Raw genomic sequence first — 16927 nt, forward strand, 5'->3', positions numbered from 1 at the left:
ACGCCGGGGCCCATGGTGCCCCGGATCGAGACAGGCGGTGCCGGTCCTTGCGTGTCGGGGCCCGCACCGCCCCCTCCCCGCCGCGCGGGGAGGCGTCCCGCACCGGGGTCGGACCGGCTCCCGCGTCCCCGGGCCCGGTGCGGAGGCGGCGGCGGGGCGTCGGCGGGCTTGCGTGCGCCCGCAACGCCCCGCCGCCCGTGGCGGGTTGGCGAACTGTCGGCGGGTCGGCCCGGTCGGGGCGTTCCCGGTTGTGCTCCGTGGCAGGAGATGCCGGGCCGCGGCCCAGCCCGGCGCCTCGACGCTCCCGCCGCGCCGGCGGGTCGGGACCGTACGAGCCCGCCCCTCCGCCCGTCAGGGAAGCTCGGGTAGGTCCCCGGGAAAGAGGAGAGTGAGGTCGTCGGTGTCGGGCTCGGTGAACTGGGCCACGCGCCCCGCGTGGCGCTCGACCATCGCCTCGAAGGTCTGCCGGGCGGTACGCCCGTTGCCGAACGACGAACCCTTCGGAAGCGCCTCGAAATAGGCCGAGAGAGCCTCCCGGGTGCCCTCCCCGAGGCGGTACTCCTGCTCCACGGCCTGCTGCTCGACGATGCTGAGAAGCTCGGCAGGACCGTAGTCACCGAAGGTGATCGTGCGGGAGAACCGGGACGCCACCCCGGGGTTGACGGCGAGGAACCGGTCCATCTCCGCCGTGTACCCGGCGACGATGACGACCGTGCCGTCCCTGTGGTCCTCCATCAGCTTCACCAGCGTGTCCACCGCCTCCTTGCCGAAGTCCCGCCCCGAGTCCTCGGGCGAGAGGGCGTACGCCTCGTCGATGAAGAGCACGCCGCCCTGCGCCCGCTCGAACGCTTCCTGGGTACGCAGCGCGGTGGAACCTATGTGCTCCCCGACGAGGTCGACCCGCGAGACCTCGACGAGATGCCCGTGCTCCAGCACCTGGAGCGACCGGAGGATCTCGCCGTAGAGCCGCGCGACGGTGGTCTTTCCCGTGCCGGGCGAGCCGGTGAAGACGAGGTGCCGGTGGACGGAGGCGGCCTTCAGTCCCGCGCGCTCCCGACGCCGGCCGACCTCGATCATGTCGATCAGCGCGCGCACCTCGCGCTTGACGCTCTCCAACCCGACGAGCGCGTCGAGTTCACCGAGCACCTCGCCCGCGGGACGCGCCGGCGGCTGCTCGACGGGTGCCTGGTTCTTCGCCTGCTGCCCCGGCTTCCGGGAGCCGCCCGAGGCGGGCTCCAACTGCGGTGCCCGCGCCCGCGGTCCGGTGGGCAGCGCGCCCTGCCGGGGCACGCTCGCCGCCGCCTCGGCGTCGGCAGGTATCTCCGCGCCGCCTCCCGCCGGCACCGGTGTCCGGAAAGGATGCGGTGCGCCCGACGGCTCCGCCGCGGCCCCGACCGTCGCGCTCTCGTCGCCCGTGCACTCCTCGACGGTCGGTCCGTCGGCGCCGAACTCGTAGCCGCCGCGCGCGCATCGCTCGGTGCGGCACCGGCGGAGCGTCGTCCGGCAGCCGTCGATGACGTGGAAGCCGAACCCCTCGGACCCGGTGACCCTGGAGCCCTCGAAGGTGCCCCGCCCGTCGGCCGAGACGTAGCAGCCCGCTTCCGTCACCGAGCTGATGGTGCACCGCTCGACCGTCGGGTCGGCGCCCCTGGTGACGATGATGCCCGTCGCCGCCGAGTCGATGGTGCAGCCGGAGAGGACGCCGCCGCTGCCGTGGTCGCGGAACCAGGCGCCGGTCGTCGTCTGCGAGATGCGGCAGTCGTGGAGCTCCACGGCGCCGCCGTCGCTCACCGAGACCGCCGTGCCCCCGATCCGTGAGAGGTCGCTGTCCGTGACGTCGGCCCGGGAGCCGCGGTCGAGGACGAAGACGGCGTCGGGGACGGAGTGCACTCGGCAGGTGTCGAGGATCGCCGTCGCGCCGTCGCTCACCCACACCGCCGGATAGTCGCCCGTGGCCTCGTGGACCTCGCAGCCGTTGGCGTCGACGCGGGTGCCCGCGTCCCACACGGAGAGGCCGTTGCGCCCGAAGCGGCGCACCGCCGACCTCGTCAGCGTCAGGACCGAGCGCGAGCGCAGGTCGACGGCGTTCTCCGGGATGTCGTGGATCTCGCAATCGGCGAGGGTGAGTACGGCGTCCGACTCCAGCGTCACACCGTCGGCCGTCGTACGGTGCACGCGGCAGTCGGTGAAGTGCCCGCTGGCGCGGCCCGCGATGCGCAGGCCGCTCCCCTTGATCTCGTAGACCTCGCAGCCGACGGCCTCCGCCGCGCTGCCCTCGCCGTGGAGCGCGATCCCGGCGCCCGACGCGTGGTGGACACGGCACTGCTCCAGCCGCGGGTGCGCGCCGTCCCGTACCGAGACGCCCGCCTGTCCGGCCGCGACGACCTCGCACTCCTCGTAGACGCCGCCGGCCTCTCCCGAGACGCTGACCCCGACGCCCGCGGGGTTGTCGATCGTGCACTGCCGCACCGTCGGCCTGGCGCCGCCGCGGACCTCGATCCCCGCGGCCGAACGGGCCGTCACCCGCACCCCGTTGAGCACCGGGGTGCCCTCCTCGACGAGCAGCGCGGCGGCCGTGGGGTCCTGCCCCTCGACCTGGATGTCCTGCACCGTCGCCGAGGACCGCACCGCGATCGCCACGCCCTCGGCCGGGGCTATTCGGACCGAACCGGGACCTCCCCGCTCGGGTCCCCGCAGCGTCACGGCCCGCTCGATGACGAGGTTCTCTCGGTACGTCCCCGGGGCGACGGTCAGCACGTCCCCGTCGGCGGCGGCCTGGAGGGCGGCGGCGAGGGAGGCGTACTCTCCCGTACGGCGCCGCCACCGCGACGTGCCGGTGTGCGTCACCTGGACCGTGCCCTGTGCCATCGAGTGCCGTGCCCCAACCTCGTGCGAACCAAGATCTGTTGAACAGGTGACCACCGTAGCGTGTGCAGGGAGGGCCGTTGACACACCGTGGCACCGACGGACGGGCGGCGCCGCTCAGTTGCCGGCCCCGGCCCGCCCCCAGTCGGGGCCGATGCGCTGCCACTCCTGCGCCCACGCCGCGTACCGACGGCGCATCAGGAGCCGTACGCCGCAGCGGCGTCCGCACTCCACCGCCACGACGGCCGCCGCGCCGACGCCGAGGCCGGCGAGCGCCGAGTGCGAGGAGGCGGTGTGCGTCGTCATCGGGCGCCCCGCGTGCCGGCCGCGCTGATCGGTCCAGATGGGGAAGCGGTCGCCCGCGTCCACGGCGCGCTGGGTGACCATGGAGCCCTGCCGTACGTTTCCGTCGGGCGCGTACCAGTGTGCCCGGACGCGGTAGCGGTCCTTGCGGGGCGTGACCGCCTCGGCGTCGGTGACGACGCTCCGCTCCAGCGAGACCTGCTCGGCAGTGGCCCAGGTGCGCTGCCGCTCGGCGTGCTGCTGCTGCGCGCTCTCCACGAGAGCCGACTCGACGGCCCCGGCACCGGCGAACCCCGCTGCGGGCGCCCCGAGCACGATCAGCAGCACCGCGCAGACGCCCAGCCACGCCTCCCGCAGGTCGGTGGGGCGGCACAGCGGGTTCCCGCGCCACCGCCACAGCCCGACGATCGTTCGCACCACCGCTCACCCCCTCTTGCCCGTCCGTGCTTGCGGAGGGTGGTACACCACGGGAGCGCGCGGCGGCGCCGTGCATGCGCGGCAGCGGAAGACGCCTGCGCGGAGACGCTCGCCACGTGCCGAAGAGCCTCCCGTTCAGGGGATTCTACTGACCCGGGGCCCGGTATGGAGGCAGGGTTCCGAAACGGCGGCATCCGCCGGGGGCCTGCCGGTGCGCACCGCCCCCAGAAGCCGCGCACCGCACGCCCTTCGCCGTGCGGCCACCGCGCCGGCGCCAACTCCCGCGCGCTGCTCGGCACTTCGCCCGCACGCCGTGCGCCGCGCCGCCGGCGGGCGCGCGCGACGGACGGAGCGCCCACGGCGTTCCGGGTACGTGCACCGAGCGTTGCCGAACCGCAGCCCCGGGGCCACGATGGCGGTGTGCACAATTCCTGGCTGGCACTGGAGACAGGCGCGGACCCGCGGTCCCGCGCCGGAGAAGTGCGCCGCGCACACGAGGAGTTCGTCTCGGCCGGGGTCATCGGCCACCGTGTGCGCACCGTCGTCGCCGACTCCTGGAGACGCTGCGCGGGCGCGGCCCTCGCCCCCGAGAGCACGGCCCGCGTCGACCTCGACGGGGCCGACCTCGACTCCTTCCGCAGCGAGCACCGGCTGGCGCGCGTCATGCCCCTCTTCCGCGAGCTCCTCGGCACCGTCGCCGAGGACGGCGCCCACCTCCTCTCCGTCTGCGACGAGCACGGCCGCATGCTGTGGGTCGAGGGCCATCCCCAAGTCCGCAGGCACGCCGAGCAGATGAACTTCGTGCCCGGAGCCCGCTGGGCGGAGGGCGCCATCGGCACCAACGCGCCGGGTACCGCCCTCGCCGTCGACCACCCGGTGCAGATCTTCGCCGCCGAGCACTACTGCCGCCCCGTGCAGGCGTGGACCTGCGCCGCGGCCCCCATCCACGACCCCGTCACCCACCGCATCATCGGCGCCGTCGACATCACGGGCGGCGACCACGTCGCCTCGCCGCAGAGCCTCGCCCTCGTCCGGGCCACCGCACGCGCGGCCGAGGCACACCTCGCCTCGGCGTCCGGCGGGGCCGGCACCGCGCTGCACGTCCTCGGCAGGGACGAGGCCCTGCTGCGTACCGGGGCGGGCGAGCCGCACCGACTCGGCCGCCGGCACAGCGAGATCCTCCTCCTGCTCACCGCGCACCCCGACGGCCTCACGGGCGAGCGCCTCGCGGCCGAGCTCTACGGCGACCGCGACGTCAACCCCGTCACCCTGCGCGCCGAACTCTCCCGCCTGCGGCAACTGTTGGGCTCCCGCCTCGCCTCCCGCCCGTACCGCCTGCGTCAACGTCTCGCCACCGACTACGACACGGTGACGGAGGCGCTCGGCGCCGGAGACGTCGGCACCGCGCTCGCCGCGTACCACGGGCCGCTGCTGCCGCTCTCCGAGGCACCGGGCATCGTCCGCCTGCGCCGCCTGCTGGAGGACCGCCTCCGCCGCCGGCTCCTCGCCCGCCGCGACCCGTCACTGCTGGAGGCGTGGGTGCGCACTCCCTGGGGCGAGGACGACCTCCAGGCATGGGAGGCGCTCGCCGACGCGCGCACCGACGCCGACCCGCTCCACGGCTCGCTCGCCGCCCGCGTCCGGGAGCTCCGCGAGGCGTACGGAATCGAGGCGCCGGGTCCGGTCGATCGGCCCGCCGGGCCGCCAACGTTCGCGCAACGTCAGGGCAGTTAGCGTCCCGTCAGACGCCGGCGGACCGCCCGCCGGCCGAGGACGGGAGGCAGAGTATGAGCCGCTACGCCGCCCCTGGCACCGAGGGCGCCCTCGTCACCTACCAGCCGCGCTACGACCACTGGATCGGCGGCGCCTACGTCGCCCCCAAGCAGGGCGGCTACTTCGAGAACCCCACCCCCGTCAACGGACAGCCCTTCACCGAGATCGCCCGCGGCACGGCGGAGGACGTCGAGAGCGCCATCGACGCCGCGCACGCGGCGGCCGGCCCCTGGGGACGGACGGCGCCCGCCGACCGCGCCCTCGTCCTCCACCGCGTCGCCGACCGCATGGAGGAGCACCTGGAGGCCCTCGCCGTAGCCGAGAGCTGGGAGAACGGCAAGCCGGTGCGCGAGACGCTCGCCGCCGACATCCCCCTCGCCATCGACCACTTCCGGTACTTCGCCGGTGTGATCAGGGCGCAGGAGGGTGGTATCTCGCAGATCGACGAGGACACGGTCGCCTACCACTTCCACGAGCCGCTCGGCGTCGTCGGGCAGATCATCCCGTGGAACTTCCCACTGCTGATGGCCGTTTGGAAGCTGGCCCCCGCACTCGCCGCGGGGAACGCGGTGGTCCTCAAGCCGGCCGAGCAGACACCGGCGTCGATCCACTACTGGATGAGCCTCGTCGCCGACCTGCTGCCGCCCGGCGTCGTCAACATCGTCAACGGCTTCGGCGCCGAGGCGGGCAAGCCGCTCGCCGCGAGCCCGCGGGTCGCCAAGATCGCGTTCACGGGGGAGACCACCACCGGGCGCCTGATCATGCAGTACGCCTCCGAGAGCCTCAAGCCGGTCACGCTGGAGCTCGGCGGCAAGAGCCCCAACATCTTCTTCGACGACGTCTCCGCCTCCGAAGACGCCTTCCTCGACAAGGCGTTGGAGGGGTTCACCCTCTTCGCGCTCAACCAGGGCGAGGTGTGCACCTGTCCCTCGCGCGCCCTCATCCAGCGCGGCCACTACCGGGACTTCCTCGACGCCGGCATCGCCAGGACCGAGCGGATCGTCCAGGGACACCCTCTCGACACCGACACGATGGTCGGCGCGCAGGCGTCGAACGACCAGTTGGAGAAGATCCTCTCCTACCTCGACATCGGCCGCCAGGAAGGTGCACGCGTCCTGACCGGCGGCGAACGCGCCGAGCTCGGCGGCGAGTTGGCGGGCGGCTACTACGTCAGGCCGACGATCCTCGAGGGCGGCAACCGGATGCGGGTCTTCCAGGAGGAGATCTTCGGTCCCGTCGTCTCCGTCACCGGATTCGACGGTTTCGACGAGGCGATGAGCCTCGCCAACGACACCCTGTACGGCCTGGGGGCGGGCGTCTGGAGCCGCGACGGCAACACCGCCTACCGTGCGGGCCGCGCCATCCAGGCCGGCCGCGTGTGGACCAACTGCTACCACCAGTACCCGGCGCACGCCGCCTTCGGCGGCTACAAGCAGTCGGGGATCGGCCGCGAAAACCACCGGATGATGCTCGACCACTACCAGCAGACGAAGAACCTCCTCGTCAGCTACGGCGACGCCAAAATGGGCCTCTTCTGATGGCCGAGCACACGACCGCGCCGAAACCGCCGGACGTCGAGCGGGTCGCGCTCACCGAGACCGCCGCCGACCTGCTGCGCTCGCTCACCAGGGCGCACGGCCCGCTGATGTTCCACCAGTCCGGCGGTTGCTGCGACGGCAGCAGCCCGATGTGCTACGAGCGCGGCGAGTTCCGCACGGGCGAGGGGGACGTCCTCCTCGGCGAACTCCGTGTCGACGGCGTGCCCGAGCCCGTGCCGTTCTGGATCTCGGCGAGCCAGTACGAGTACTGGAGCCACACCCACCTGACCGTGGACGTGGTGCAGGGACGCGGCAGCGGTTTCTCGCTGGAGGCGCCCGAGGGCGTCCGCTTCCTCATCCGCTCGAGGCTGCTGGAGTCCGGCGGCTGAGCCCCGTCACTCCAGCACCTCGACCGAGTCCCCGCTGCGCATCCTGCCCGGACGCTCCGGCACCAGTAGCTGCCCGAAGGGCAGTCGGTCGCCGAGGCGACGGTGGCGGGCCAGGGTGCGCAGCGGCTCCTTGCCCCGCACCGCCGTGGACTGGTCGGTCGTCGTCACCACACAGCGGGAGCACGCCATGGCCACGTCGAAGACGACCTCGCCGATGCGCAGACGGCGCCATCCGTCCTCCGCCCAGGGCGCCGCGCCCTCGACGACGACGTTGGGGCGGAACCGGTCCATCGGGAGCGGGGCCTCCCCGGCGTGGTCGCCCTGCGCGACGAGGGAGTTGAGCGCGTCGAGCGACGAGACGGAGGTGAGCAGCAGCGGAGCGCCGTCCGCGAACGAGACCGTGCCGTCCGGGCGGGCGAACTCCGGGCCGAGCGGGCGGCGTACGGCGGGCGCGTCGAGATGGACGAGCTCCGCTTCCGTGCCGAGGAACTCGCCGAACCACGCCTCGGCCTCCGCGGGGCCGCGCAGCCCCTCGACCTTGGTGCCCGCGACCGTGACGACCGCCGCCTCGGCGTCGCCGAGCGGCGCCGGGAGGGAGAGGGCGGCGCGCCCCGGCGCGCTGATCCGTACTGCGCCGCCCGGCCGCGGCTCCGCGGTGGCGAGCGCGAGCCGCGGGTGCTCGCGCTGCGTGAGCGCGACGCCGGCCGGCGAACTCACCACCCACCTGCGGTCACCCGCGGGCCCCCACGGCTGGACGAGCATCTCCGCACACGGGATGCCCCCCAGCGCTTTGACGGGATGGACGTGGAGCGACAGTAGCGTGGGTGGCGTCATGCCCCGGATTCTGCCACTGCGTACGGGTATTCGGGGCGTGGTCGGCCACGGCGCCGCCCGCGACGCCAGGACCGGATGCCGGCCGCAGCCGATGGTCGGTCAGCCGCCGGCACCGAGGAGGCGCTCGGCGCGGTCGAGGCTGGCGCGTACGTTCGCCGCCCCGGTGAGCCGCCTCGCCTCGGTGAACTCCAGCCACCGCAGCGGGGCTTCCGGGTGCTCCGCGCGCACCTGCTCGGGGACGCGCGTGGCGAGGACGAAGCGGAGGTCGAGGTGCTCGTGGGCCGGCTCGTCGCGCCCGGGGGCGACAGGCACGCGGACGAGGTGGAGGAGGGCCGCGTCGGGCCAGGGAGCGAGATCGGGCAGGCCCGTCTCCTCGGCGGCTTCGCGCAGCGCGATGTCGAGCGGCAGCTCCTCGCCGGGGTCGGCGTGCCCGCCGACCTGCAACCACTGCTGCTGGCGCTGGTGCCAGCGCAGGAGGACCCGTCCACTGCGGGGCGCGACGACGAGCGCGGAGGCGGTGAAGTGCAGCGGGGTCGCCCGGCTCCACGGCGCGGCCTCCGCCGCCAGTTCCCGGGCGCGGGCGAGCGCCTTCTCCTCCGCGGCGTCCTCGGCGCGGTGGCCGCGGACCACGTCCAGCAGGGCGCCTGTCGCCATGACCGCTCCTTCCGCGGCAACGTGCCCGTGCCGCCGGGGTGTTGGAGGGCGCCGGCCGGCGCCCCGACCGGTCGTGGACGGTAGCCCGCCGTCCCGTGCCGTCTCAAGCGGGTTCCCCCCGGCCGGTGTACGCCCGCGCCTTCCCGCGTCAGCGGCGTCCCAGCGCCCGGTCGGTCGAGGTGAGGACGAGGAGTGCGAGCGCGAGGACGCCGCAGGCGGCGCCTATGCGGTGCAGGCCCGCGTCGTCGGCGCGGCTCTGGTAGAAGAGCCCGATCAGGCCGGCAGCCGTCATCGCGCCGAGGTACTGCGAGGTGCGCTGGAAGCCGGCGGCCGCGCCCGTGCCGCCGGGCGGCGCCTGCGCGTAGACGGCGGCCTGGTTGCCGGTCCCGACGAGCCCCTGCGGGACACCGAAGAGGACCGAGACGCCGGCGAGGACGAGCAGCGGTGTCCCCTCGGAGACGAGGACGAGCGCGAGCGCTCCGCCCCCGGTGAGCAGCGACGCGAGGACGAGGGGCCCGCGGAGCGTGCCCGTCCGCGCGGCCGGCAGCGAACAGGCCGTCGCCGCAAGGGACATCGGCAGCATGGCCAGGCCCGCCTGGAGCGGACTGACGCCGTGCGCCTCCTCCAGCCACTGCGCCCAGCCGTACATGACGCAGTACACGACGAGGTAGGCGAGGCCGTGCCGCAGGTAGGTCCGTACGAGCGCCGGGTGCGCACGGAGCAGCCGCAGGTCGAGGAAGGGCGCGGCCCGGCGCAGCTCGACGGCGACGAGCCCGCAGCAGAGCGCCCCCGCGACGGGCAGCAGCCACCACGGGGGAGCGTCGAGCCGCATGACGAAGAGCAGCACCGCGGTGAGCGAGGCGGCGAAGAGCACGACGCCCGGCCAGTCGGTCCGCGCGGCGTGCGCGGTCCGCGGTGGGTCGCGCGGCAGCCAGGCGTACGCGAGGGCGAGCGCGAGCAGGGCGAGGGGCACGTTGAGCGCGAAGGTCGCGCGCCAGCCGACCGTCGCGGAGAGCAGTCCGCCGAGGACGGGACCGAGCGCGGTGCTGCCGAGCGCGGCCATGGACATCAGCCCCAACACGCGGCGGGGGAGCGGCACTCCGGTGGTGTGCGCCCTCGCGCGCAGCAGCGCCATCGCCGAGGGGTACGCGGCCGCCGTCCCCACGCCGAGCAGTCCTCGCGAGACGACGAGCGGCCACAGCCGCACCGCCGTGAGCCCCACGCCCCCTGCGACGGCGACGAGGACGAGGCCGCCCGCGAGGACGCGCCGCGGGCCCACGCGGTCGGCGATCCCACCGAGGACGGGTTGGGCCACGGCGCTCGTGAGGTAGAGGACCGAGACGAGCCACGCGGTGGAGGCGGCGCCGACCCCGAGGTCGCCGCCGATGGAGACGAGACTCGTCGCGATCATCGTGGAGTTGAGTGGGTTGAGCACCGCGGCGAGCAGGAGCGGGGCCATCAGGCGCGCGCGGTACGGCGAGCGTTCGCCGGTCGGGGGAGCGGCGTCCGGCGGCTTCTCCTTCCGCCGTGCACGGTGGGTGCGGGGGCGCGACCCGGCGCGGCGCCCGGCGCGGGAGGGCCGGTGTGCGGAGGGCGTGCCCGCGCCTCGCGCGTCGTCCGCCGCCGCGCTCACTCCTCGACCAACTCGCGGAGCACTTCCGCGGCTTCGGCGACCTGGCGCAGCTCCGGGCCTCCGAGCGCGCACAGGCGGGCGGCGAGCCAGCCGTGCTTCGCCTGCCGGAGTGCGGCGAGTTCCTTGCGTCCCGCCTGCGTCGGCGCGAGCTGGACCTGCCGGCCGTCTGTGGGGTGCGCCTGCCGTGCCACCAGGCCGCGTTCCTCGAGGGCGCCCAGGGTCGCGCGCATCGACTGGGGGCGGACGAGCTCGGCGCGGGCGAGCCCGGCGATCGTCGACGGCCCCGACTCGACGAGCCGGGCGAGCGCCGAGCGCTGCGACGCGGTGAGCCCGTTCCCCGACGAGGCTGCGCGCAGGCGCCGTTGGAGGAGCGCGGCCGTGGTGGCGAGGCTCGCCGCGAGGGCGGCGGCCTCTCGGGGATCGCCCGCGGCGGGGCGTCGAGCGGGGACGCCGGGCGGGCCGCAACGGGGGCTGGACATGGCGCGGAGAGTAGTTTTCGACAGGTGAACTTGCAAGATTTCCTGTCGTTTGTTGCTCGCGGATGCGCAGTTGCAACGACGCCGCTTAAGTGACGGAGCGTCAACCAACCGTGTATCCAGCGTTGTTGGCTGCTGCAACGGTTCAACGGGAAGGCCTGAAAAGCAAAGTGCAGGGTTCCGTCCGCAAGTATCTATCTGATAATTTCAACCTGCTCGCTTCTACTGCGAGCGCAAGGAAGGCTCCAACGCCCCGGCGCCACGGCGGTGTTGGAGCCGCTTCGGGCCCCCGAAGCCCAGCGGGTCTCCGGAGGGCGACCGAACGCCGCCCGGACCGCACCTGCCTGCACCATCTGCGGAAAGAGTACGAGCGATGAACGAATCGGCTCAGAGCCACGCCAGCGCACGCGAACTCGGCACCGAGGGCTGGCACAAGCCCTGGAGCGGGCAGAACGGGGGTGCCTGCCTGGAAGCGAAGAAGCTCAGCGGGCAACGCGTCGCCCTACGGCAGTCCACTGATCCGGACGGGCCCGCACTGGTCTGGAGCTCCGACGAGTTCGCGGCTTTCCTCGAAGGCGTCAAGTCGGGGGAGGCGGACTTCCTGCTCGGCTGCTGAGCCCCGAGCCGGCGCCTGCGAAGGGCGCCGGCCGTCCTTACGCCGTTTCGACCTCTCGGGTGAGCGCCATGATCGCCATGTCGTCCTGCGGCTGGTACCCCGTCCACGCCTTCACATCCGCGACCAACGCGTCGACGAGCGCCGCCGGATCGCTGCACCGCCCCCTGCTCAGGCCGGGGGCGGGGTCGAAGAAGACCTCGCTCGCGTCGCGGGCCTCCGTCACCCCGTCGGTGAAGAGCAGCAGCGAGGCGCCAGGCGGGAGCGCGACGGCATCGGCGGGGGGCGGCTCCACCCCCTCCACCACCGGCAGTCCCATTCCCAGCGGCAGTTCGGGGACCGCCGGCTCCAACAGCACCGCCTCGTTCATGCGGACCAGGTACGGCGACGGGTGGCCGCGGTTGACGAGCCGTGCGGTGCCGCCGTCCGGCGAGATCTCGACGAGGATCGCCGTCGTGAACTCCTCGGCGTCTCCCACGCGTTCGCTCTCCCGGGAGAGGGCCAGATCGAGCTGCCTGGCGAGGAGCGGAAGCGTCGGCGCCTGCTCCGCCTCCTGACGGAAAGCGCCGATCGCCACCGAGACCGACGTGATCGCCTGCAGCCCCTTTCCCCGCACGTCCCCGATGACCGCACGCACGCCGAACGGCGTCATCTGCACCGCGAAGAGGTCACCGCCGATGCGCGCCTCGCTCTGCGCCGCCTCGTACCGCGCGGCCACTGCCACGGGACCCACCTGCGCCGGCGGATCGGGAAGCACGGCGCGCTGTGCCGCCTCCGCCACGCCGCGCGCCTGCGCCAACCGGTACTGCTGCCGGCCGATGAGGATGTTGATCCCCATGGCCAGCGCGCTCGTCATCGCCACGTCCGCGAGGTCGACGAGGAGCCCGGAGACCGGGCGACCGAGGTGCAGGTCGACCAGGATCGACGTCGTGCAGGCGAGGGCGCCGAACGCCGCGCTCATCGCGAACGAGAGCATCGCGCCCGCGGCGAGCGGCGCGGCGGCCAGCAGCGGCAGCCCCAGATAGGCGTACGGCCCGTAGAGGTCCATCACGACGCCGCCGATGAGCAGCAGGATCGCGATCGCGCCCGGTGTCCCCAACACCCGCCCGCCGTACGTCTCCACCGGGTCCTGCCGGGATGAGAGAGCGGAGCCGCGACCCGGTCGGAGACGGGGCGGCAGCCTCATCGCCTCCCACCTTCTCCTGCCCCAGACCATCGCGCCTCCGATCAGCCGCTCCCATGCGCCGACCGTACGTCCCCGCCACGGCCCCCGCTCTCCGTACCACCGAGAAACGACGCCCGTCCCCTCCCCGCGAGGGAGAGGGGACGGGCGCGGGGTTCACGAGGTGTGCCCGGGGCCGCCCGAGCCGAACCCGCCGCTGCCTCCCGGGCGCCAACGCGGCGGACGTCCCGTGATCCTGCGGCCCGTGGTGTTCTGCGTACTGAACTCGTACGGCATCCGGCGGCGGCCGTCGTGCGGTACGTCGGCCGAGTCCATCTGTTCCCGGTCGTCCGTGGTCTCGGGGCCCGGATGCGGAGGCGGCGAGCCCGACTGGCGCATGTCGCCCCTGCGGCGGAGCCGCTGGCCGTAGACGACGGCGAGGATCAGCATCGAGACGACCCCGATACCCAGCACCAGCGGCACGATCCCGACGAGCAGGTCGCGGGTGGCGGCGAGCACCACGGGTCCGTCTGCGACGGCGGTGAGTGCGCTGTAGGTAGTCATGTCCCGCGGGTTCCACACGTCGAGCTTCTTACGCAGAGCGGTGCAGCTCCATCCGGTGGCGGAGTACCCACTCCTGCTCTGCTTCCCGCAGGTCACTACATCATCGCAGGTCAAAACGGGTGGCGTAACGTGCAGGAAACACCCGAGCCCTACGGTTCCAGACGGCGCCGCCCCTGCGGCTCCGGTCACACGAGCATGCGGGAGGTGCGGGCGCCGATGGCGGACGGGAGCCGAACCGACGCAGTACACCGCGCCGTGCGACGGGCCGACCACGCGCGCAGGGTCGCGGGCGTACTGCGCCGCCAGATCGCCGGCGACGGATTCCCCGCGGACCGCCTCCCGGAGGAGCGGCTCCTCGCAGCGGAATTCGGCGTCTCCCGCAACGCGGTCCGCGAGGCGCTCGCCCTCCTCGCGCAGGAAGGCGTCGTGGAGCGCCGCCGCGGCATCGGCACCCTCGTGCGCAGCCGCCCCTACCGGCATCCGCTCGCACAGCTCGCCGGCCTCGCCGAGGTGCTCCACCACCACGGCGGCGTCGTCAACACCGTCCGCGAGGCGCGACGCGTCCGGCCCCCCGCCGACGTCGCGCGGAAGCTGCGGTTGGAGCCGGGGGAGGAAGCCGTCTACCTGGAGCGGCTCCGCCGCCTCGACGGCTCGCCCCTCTCCCTCGACTCGACCTACCTCCTCACCGAGGTCGGTGACCCGCTCCTCGCCCTGGAGCCCGCCGCGCTCGAACACCACGACGTCTTCCACCTCATCGAGACCGTGGCGGGTGCGCCGCTCGGCCGCGCCGAGGTCTCCGTCCAGGCGGTCGCCGCCGACCCGGCCACCCGTGAGGTCCTCGGCATGCCCGAGAGCGGCGCCGTCCTCGCCGTCGAGCGCCTCGCCCGCCTCGCCGACGGTCGGCCCGCCGACGTCGAGCTCCTCCACCTGCGCGGCGACCGCCTCACCCTCCATGCCGAACTCGACCGCCCGTCCGCCGGCGCCTGACTGCCGCTCCCGCCCGACACCCGCCGCACACCAGGAGGTAAGCGGTGCGCCACGCACTGCACGGAACCGCCGAGCCGAGCCGTCGTTCCTCGGGCAGGCGCGGACTCACCGCCGCGATGTGCCTCAGCGTCACCCTCGTCGTCGGCATGGTCTCCGCCGTCAACCTCGCCATCCCCGAGATCTCCGCCGACCCCGTGCGGCCGTCCGCCACCGCCGTGGTGTGGGTCGTCGACGGATACCTCCTCACCTTCGCCTGCCTTCTGCTGCCCGCCGGGGCGCTCGCCGACAGGCTCGGGCGCAAGGGCGTACTCCTCGTGGGGCTCGGTCTGTTCACGCTCGGGAACCTCGTCTGCGCGGCGGCGCCGCACGTCGGTGTGCTCATCGCCGGGCGTGCCCTGAGCGGCGCGGGGGCGGCCGCCGTGCTGCCGACCACGCTCGCGCTCCTCGTCCACGAGAGGACGGGCGCCGAGCGCTCCCGCGCCGTCGCCGTCTGGGCGTCGATGACGGGGCTCGCCGCCGTCCTCGGCAACGTGGGAGGCGGCGCCGCGCTGGAACTCGGCTCCTGGCGGGCGCTGTTCCTCGCCGTCACGCCGCTCGCCTGCGGCGCGCTGCTCCTCGTCGCCGCGCTGGCGCCCGCCGTGCCCCGCACCCCGCGGCCCGTCTCCTGGCCCGGAGCCGTGCTGCTCACCGGCGCCGTCGCCGCGCTGCTCTACGCCGTCGTCTCCGGACCGCAGCAGGGGTGGGGCAGCGCACCCGTCCTCTGCGCCTTCGCCGCTGCCGCGTTCCTCGGGCCGGCGTGGGCGGGCAGCGAACTCCGCGCCCGGCACCCGCTGTTGGACCCGGCCCTCCTGACGAGCTCCCGCGTCCTCGCCGCGGCCGCCGGGATGGCGCTCCTCTTCACCGGGATGTTCGGGCTGTTCCTCCTCAACGGGCAGTACCTCCAGTACGTACAGGGCACGGGGCCGCTCGGCGCGGGGGTCCGCCTGCTGCCGATGGCCGCTGCGCTCCTTGCGGGGCCGCGCTGCGGACTGCTGCTGCGCCGTGTCCTCGGCGACGGGGCGACAGCCGCGGGCGGCATGCTCGTGCTCGCCGCGGGGCTCGCCGTCGTCTCGCGGATCGACCCGCACACGCCGTACGCCCTCTACGCCTGCGGTGCCGTGCTCACCGCGCTGGGCTGCGGCATCGCCACGCCCGTCTTCTCCGAAACCATGGTCTCCGCGCTGCCGGGCGAGCGCGCCGGGGCCGGGTCCGGACTCCAGTCGCTCACCCGGGAGTTGGGGAGCGCCTTCGGCATCGCGGTCACCGGCAGCCTCGTCACGGCGGGCTTCACCGCGCGGCTCCCGGCTCGGCTCACCGGTGAACCGGTCCCCACCACCGTGCCCGCCGCCAGGGCCCGCGCGACGGAGGCCGGTGCGGGCGAGGCGCTGGACCCCGGCATCCTCGCCGCCTTCACCGGTGCCGTGCACACGGCGACCCTCGTCCTCGCCGCCGGTATCGCGCTCGCCGCGCTGCCCGTGGGGCGCGGGGTGCGGCACCGGGAGGGGTGAGGGGGCCGGCGCGGGGCCGGCCCCCGGTGGGTGTCAGGCGAGCAGGCGCTTCCAGTCGTCCTTGCCCAGCACGCCGCTGGTCCTCAACTCACCGCCGGCGCGGCGGAGTTGCGTCACCGCGTCGGACACCTCGCTGCCGGAGGCGGCCGTCACGCGCGGCGTCAGCAGCGGCCAGATGTCGGAGCCGAGGAAGCCGGTCTCGTCCACCTTCGAGTGGTGCAGGGCCGAGCAGGTGTGCGGCTTCACGCCCGCGGAGTCGGCGAGCTTCGCCACGGCGCGCTTCGTTTCGGGGCCGAAGACGCCGTCGGCGCGTACCGAGGGGAAGCCGGCGGCGCGCAGCAGGTGCTGCGCCGCGCGCACCCGGGGCCCCGAGCTCCCCGGCTTCAGCAGCGGCCAGGCGAGCGGTGCGGCCGGCGCCCGCGTGCCCATCGCGCCGGCGACCGCCTCGCGCAGCTCCTGGAGGCGTCCGTAGAGGACCTCGCCCGGGCACTCGGTGGAGTTGAAGTCCCGGTGGCCCATGATGTTCTCGACCGGGCGGTCGTACTGGGTGGCGATCCAGGCGACCAGCGAGACGAGCGAGTCCCACAGCGCTTCGGGGACGTCGACCTCGGAGTAGAGGCCCTCGTTCTCGATGCCGATGACCTCGCTGTTGCGGTCGGCGACGTTGGCGCCCTGCACGTGCTGCGTCCCGCCGCGTACCACCTCGAGGCTGCGGTGGCGCCCTTCCAGCGCGTACCCGCCGCGGCTGTTGGTGAACTGCTGCCCGGTGTCGCCCCAGCCCTGCCCGTCCATGTGGAAGTCCTGGATGTCGCGGCAGATCTGCATCGCGTGTTCGAGCGAGTAGTCCTCGCTGTTGCCCGGCTCCGCCGTGTGGTGCACCACGATGTAGGTGGGGACCCGGTCGAGGACGACGATCTGCCCGTCCGGCTCCCGGGCTCCCCACTCCTGGGTGTCGTAGATTCTCGGCTCCTCCGAGTCGGCGGCGACGCGGCCCGGCTGCGATCTCTGTGGCGCGGCGCCCGCGGAGGCGGCGCCGAGCCCGAGGGCTCCGACGGCCGACACGGTGAGGCCGCCCGCGAGCAGGGAGCGGCGTCCTAGGGGGGAGTGGCTTGCCATGACGATCTCCTTTTGCGGTGTGGGGGGTTGGAGAGTGCGCGGCTCCTCCGGTCGGC

The 16927-nt window shown here is 74.1% G+C and carries 15 protein-coding genes; 6 read left to right on the forward strand and 9 right to left on the reverse strand.

Translation table 11 applies throughout. From position 1 onward, the window contains the following. Positions 1 to 351 precede the first annotated feature (351 nt). Together F603_RS0103670 and F603_RS0103675 are read right to left on the reverse strand one after the other, a co-directional pair. Complete coding sequence (locus tag F603_RS0103670; protein ID WP_019544662.1) at positions 352 to 2868, reverse strand: right-handed parallel beta-helix repeat-containing protein; 2517 nt, start codon at positions 2866 to 2868, stop codon at positions 352 to 354. Positions 2869 to 2982: 114 nt separating this feature from the next. Further along, positions 2983 to 3588 carry an Rv1733c family protein gene (locus tag F603_RS0103675; RefSeq protein ID WP_019544663.1) on the reverse strand — a complete coding sequence of 202 codons (606 nt, stop codon included), beginning with the start codon at positions 3586 to 3588 and terminating at the stop codon, positions 2983 to 2985. A 417-nt stretch (positions 3589 to 4005) separates the two neighbouring features. Here F603_RS0103675 and F603_RS0103680 point away from each other — a divergent pair, with 417 nt between their 5' ends. The 3 genes from F603_RS0103680 to F603_RS0103690 are packed head-to-tail and all read left to right on the forward strand — an operon-like array spanning position 4006 to position 7285. Continuing rightward, positions 4006 to 5319 (forward strand): helix-turn-helix domain-containing protein, encoded by a 1314-nt coding sequence (locus F603_RS0103680; RefSeq protein ID WP_026328111.1) that lies wholly within the window; start codon positions 4006 to 4008, stop codon positions 5317 to 5319. A gap of 53 nt (positions 5320 to 5372) precedes the next feature. Then, complete coding sequence (gene exaC / locus F603_RS0103685) at positions 5373 to 6896, forward strand: acetaldehyde dehydrogenase ExaC (RefSeq protein WP_019544665.1); 1524 nt, start codon at positions 5373 to 5375, stop codon at positions 6894 to 6896. Further along, positions 6896 to 7285 carry a DUF779 domain-containing protein gene (locus F603_RS0103690; protein WP_019544666.1) on the forward strand — a complete coding sequence of 130 codons (390 nt, stop codon included), beginning with the start codon at positions 6896 to 6898 and terminating at the stop codon, positions 7283 to 7285. Before exaC ends, F603_RS0103690 begins: the two co-directional genes overlap by 1 nt. Before the next feature lie 6 nt (positions 7286 to 7291). On the opposite strand, the gene F603_RS0103695 is transcribed toward F603_RS0103690, so the two are convergent. The 4 genes from F603_RS0103695 to F603_RS0103710 form a co-directional block, all read right to left on the reverse strand. After that, positions 7292 to 8119, reverse strand: coding sequence for an MOSC domain-containing protein (locus F603_RS0103695; RefSeq protein ID WP_026328112.1), 828 nt, complete (start codon positions 8117 to 8119; stop codon positions 7292 to 7294). A 99-nt stretch (positions 8120 to 8218) separates the two neighbouring features. Further along, complete coding sequence (locus F603_RS0103700) at positions 8219 to 8773, reverse strand: NUDIX hydrolase (protein ID WP_019544668.1); 555 nt, start codon at positions 8771 to 8773, stop codon at positions 8219 to 8221. A 148-nt stretch (positions 8774 to 8921) separates the two neighbouring features. Next, on the reverse strand, positions 8922 to 10406 hold the full coding sequence (locus F603_RS0103705; protein ID WP_019544669.1) for an MFS transporter: 1485 nt from the start codon (positions 10404 to 10406) through the stop codon (positions 8922 to 8924). Further along, complete coding sequence (locus F603_RS0103710; protein ID WP_019544670.1) at positions 10403 to 10885, reverse strand: MarR family winged helix-turn-helix transcriptional regulator; 483 nt, start codon at positions 10883 to 10885, stop codon at positions 10403 to 10405. The genes F603_RS0103705 and F603_RS0103710 overlap by 4 nt, the downstream gene beginning before the upstream one ends. A gap of 370 nt (positions 10886 to 11255) precedes the next feature. On the opposite strand from F603_RS0103710, the gene F603_RS0103715 reads away from it, so the two are divergent. After that, entirely contained in the window at positions 11256 to 11498 is a 243-nt protein-coding gene (locus F603_RS0103715; RefSeq protein ID WP_016905895.1) for a DUF397 domain-containing protein, read from the forward strand. 37 nt (positions 11499 to 11535) lie between these two features. Here F603_RS0103715 and F603_RS0103720 read toward each other — a convergent pair whose 3' ends face one another. Then, positions 11536 to 12681, reverse strand: a complete 1146-nt coding sequence (locus F603_RS0103720) for a PP2C family protein-serine/threonine phosphatase (RefSeq protein WP_106431218.1) — start codon at positions 12679 to 12681, stop codon at positions 11536 to 11538. Positions 12682 to 12834: 153 nt separating this feature from the next. Further along, positions 12835 to 13221, reverse strand: coding sequence for a DUF6479 family protein (locus F603_RS0103725; protein WP_019544672.1), 387 nt, complete (start codon positions 13219 to 13221; stop codon positions 12835 to 12837). Between the two features lie 216 nt (positions 13222 to 13437). Between F603_RS0103725 and F603_RS0103730 the strand changes: the two genes are divergently transcribed. Then, positions 13438 to 14208 (forward strand): GntR family transcriptional regulator, encoded by a 771-nt coding sequence (locus F603_RS0103730; protein WP_019544673.1) that lies wholly within the window; start codon positions 13438 to 13440, stop codon positions 14206 to 14208. Positions 14209 to 14252: 44 nt separating this feature from the next. Next, positions 14253 to 15755 (forward strand): MFS transporter, encoded by a 1503-nt coding sequence (locus tag F603_RS0103735; protein ID WP_019544674.1) that lies wholly within the window; start codon positions 14253 to 14255, stop codon positions 15753 to 15755. 33 nt (positions 15756 to 15788) lie between these two features. Here the strand turns inward: F603_RS0103735 and F603_RS0103740 are convergent, their stop codons facing one another. Beyond that, on the reverse strand, positions 15789 to 16871 hold the full coding sequence (locus F603_RS0103740; RefSeq protein ID WP_019544675.1) for a peptidoglycan recognition protein family protein: 1083 nt from the start codon (positions 16869 to 16871) through the stop codon (positions 15789 to 15791). Positions 16872 to 16927: the final 56 nt, after the last annotated feature.

Source organism: Streptomyces sulphureus DSM 40104 (assembly GCF_000381025.1).
Taxonomy (GTDB): Bacteria; Actinomycetota; Actinomycetes; order Streptomycetales; family Streptomycetaceae; genus Streptomyces; species Streptomyces sulphureus.

Excerpts from the sequence above, each read along its gene's own strand:
- F603_RS0103670 (WP_019544662.1), bottom strand. The coding sequence starts at position 2,868 with ATGGCACAGGGCACGGTCCAGGTGACGCACACCGGCACGTCGCGGTGG.
- exaC (WP_019544665.1), top strand. The coding sequence starts at position 5,373 with ATGAGCCGCTACGCCGCCCCTGGCACCGAGGGCGCCCTCGTCACCTAC.
- F603_RS0103690 (WP_019544666.1), top strand. The coding sequence starts at position 6,896 with ATGGCCGAGCACACGACCGCGCCGAAACCGCCGGACGTCGAGCGGGTC.
- F603_RS0103695 (WP_026328112.1), bottom strand. The coding sequence starts at position 8,119 with ATGACGCCACCCACGCTACTGTCGCTCCACGTCCATCCCGTCAAAGCG.
- F603_RS0103700 (WP_019544668.1), bottom strand. The coding sequence starts at position 8,773 with ATGGCGACAGGCGCCCTGCTGGACGTGGTCCGCGGCCACCGCGCCGAG.
- F603_RS0103710 (WP_019544670.1), bottom strand. The coding sequence starts at position 10,885 with ATGTCCAGCCCCCGTTGCGGCCCGCCCGGCGTCCCCGCTCGACGCCCC.
- F603_RS0103715 (WP_016905895.1), top strand. The coding sequence starts at position 11,256 with ATGAACGAATCGGCTCAGAGCCACGCCAGCGCACGCGAACTCGGCACC.
- F603_RS0103720 (WP_106431218.1), bottom strand. The coding sequence starts at position 12,681 with ATGAGGCTGCCGCCCCGTCTCCGACCGGGTCGCGGCTCCGCTCTCTCA.
- F603_RS0103725 (WP_019544672.1), bottom strand. The coding sequence starts at position 13,221 with ATGACTACCTACAGCGCACTCACCGCCGTCGCAGACGGACCCGTGGTG.
- F603_RS0103730 (WP_019544673.1), top strand. The coding sequence starts at position 13,438 with ATGGCGGACGGGAGCCGAACCGACGCAGTACACCGCGCCGTGCGACGG.
- F603_RS0103740 (WP_019544675.1), bottom strand. The coding sequence starts at position 16,871 with ATGGCAAGCCACTCCCCCCTAGGACGCCGCTCCCTGCTCGCGGGCGGC.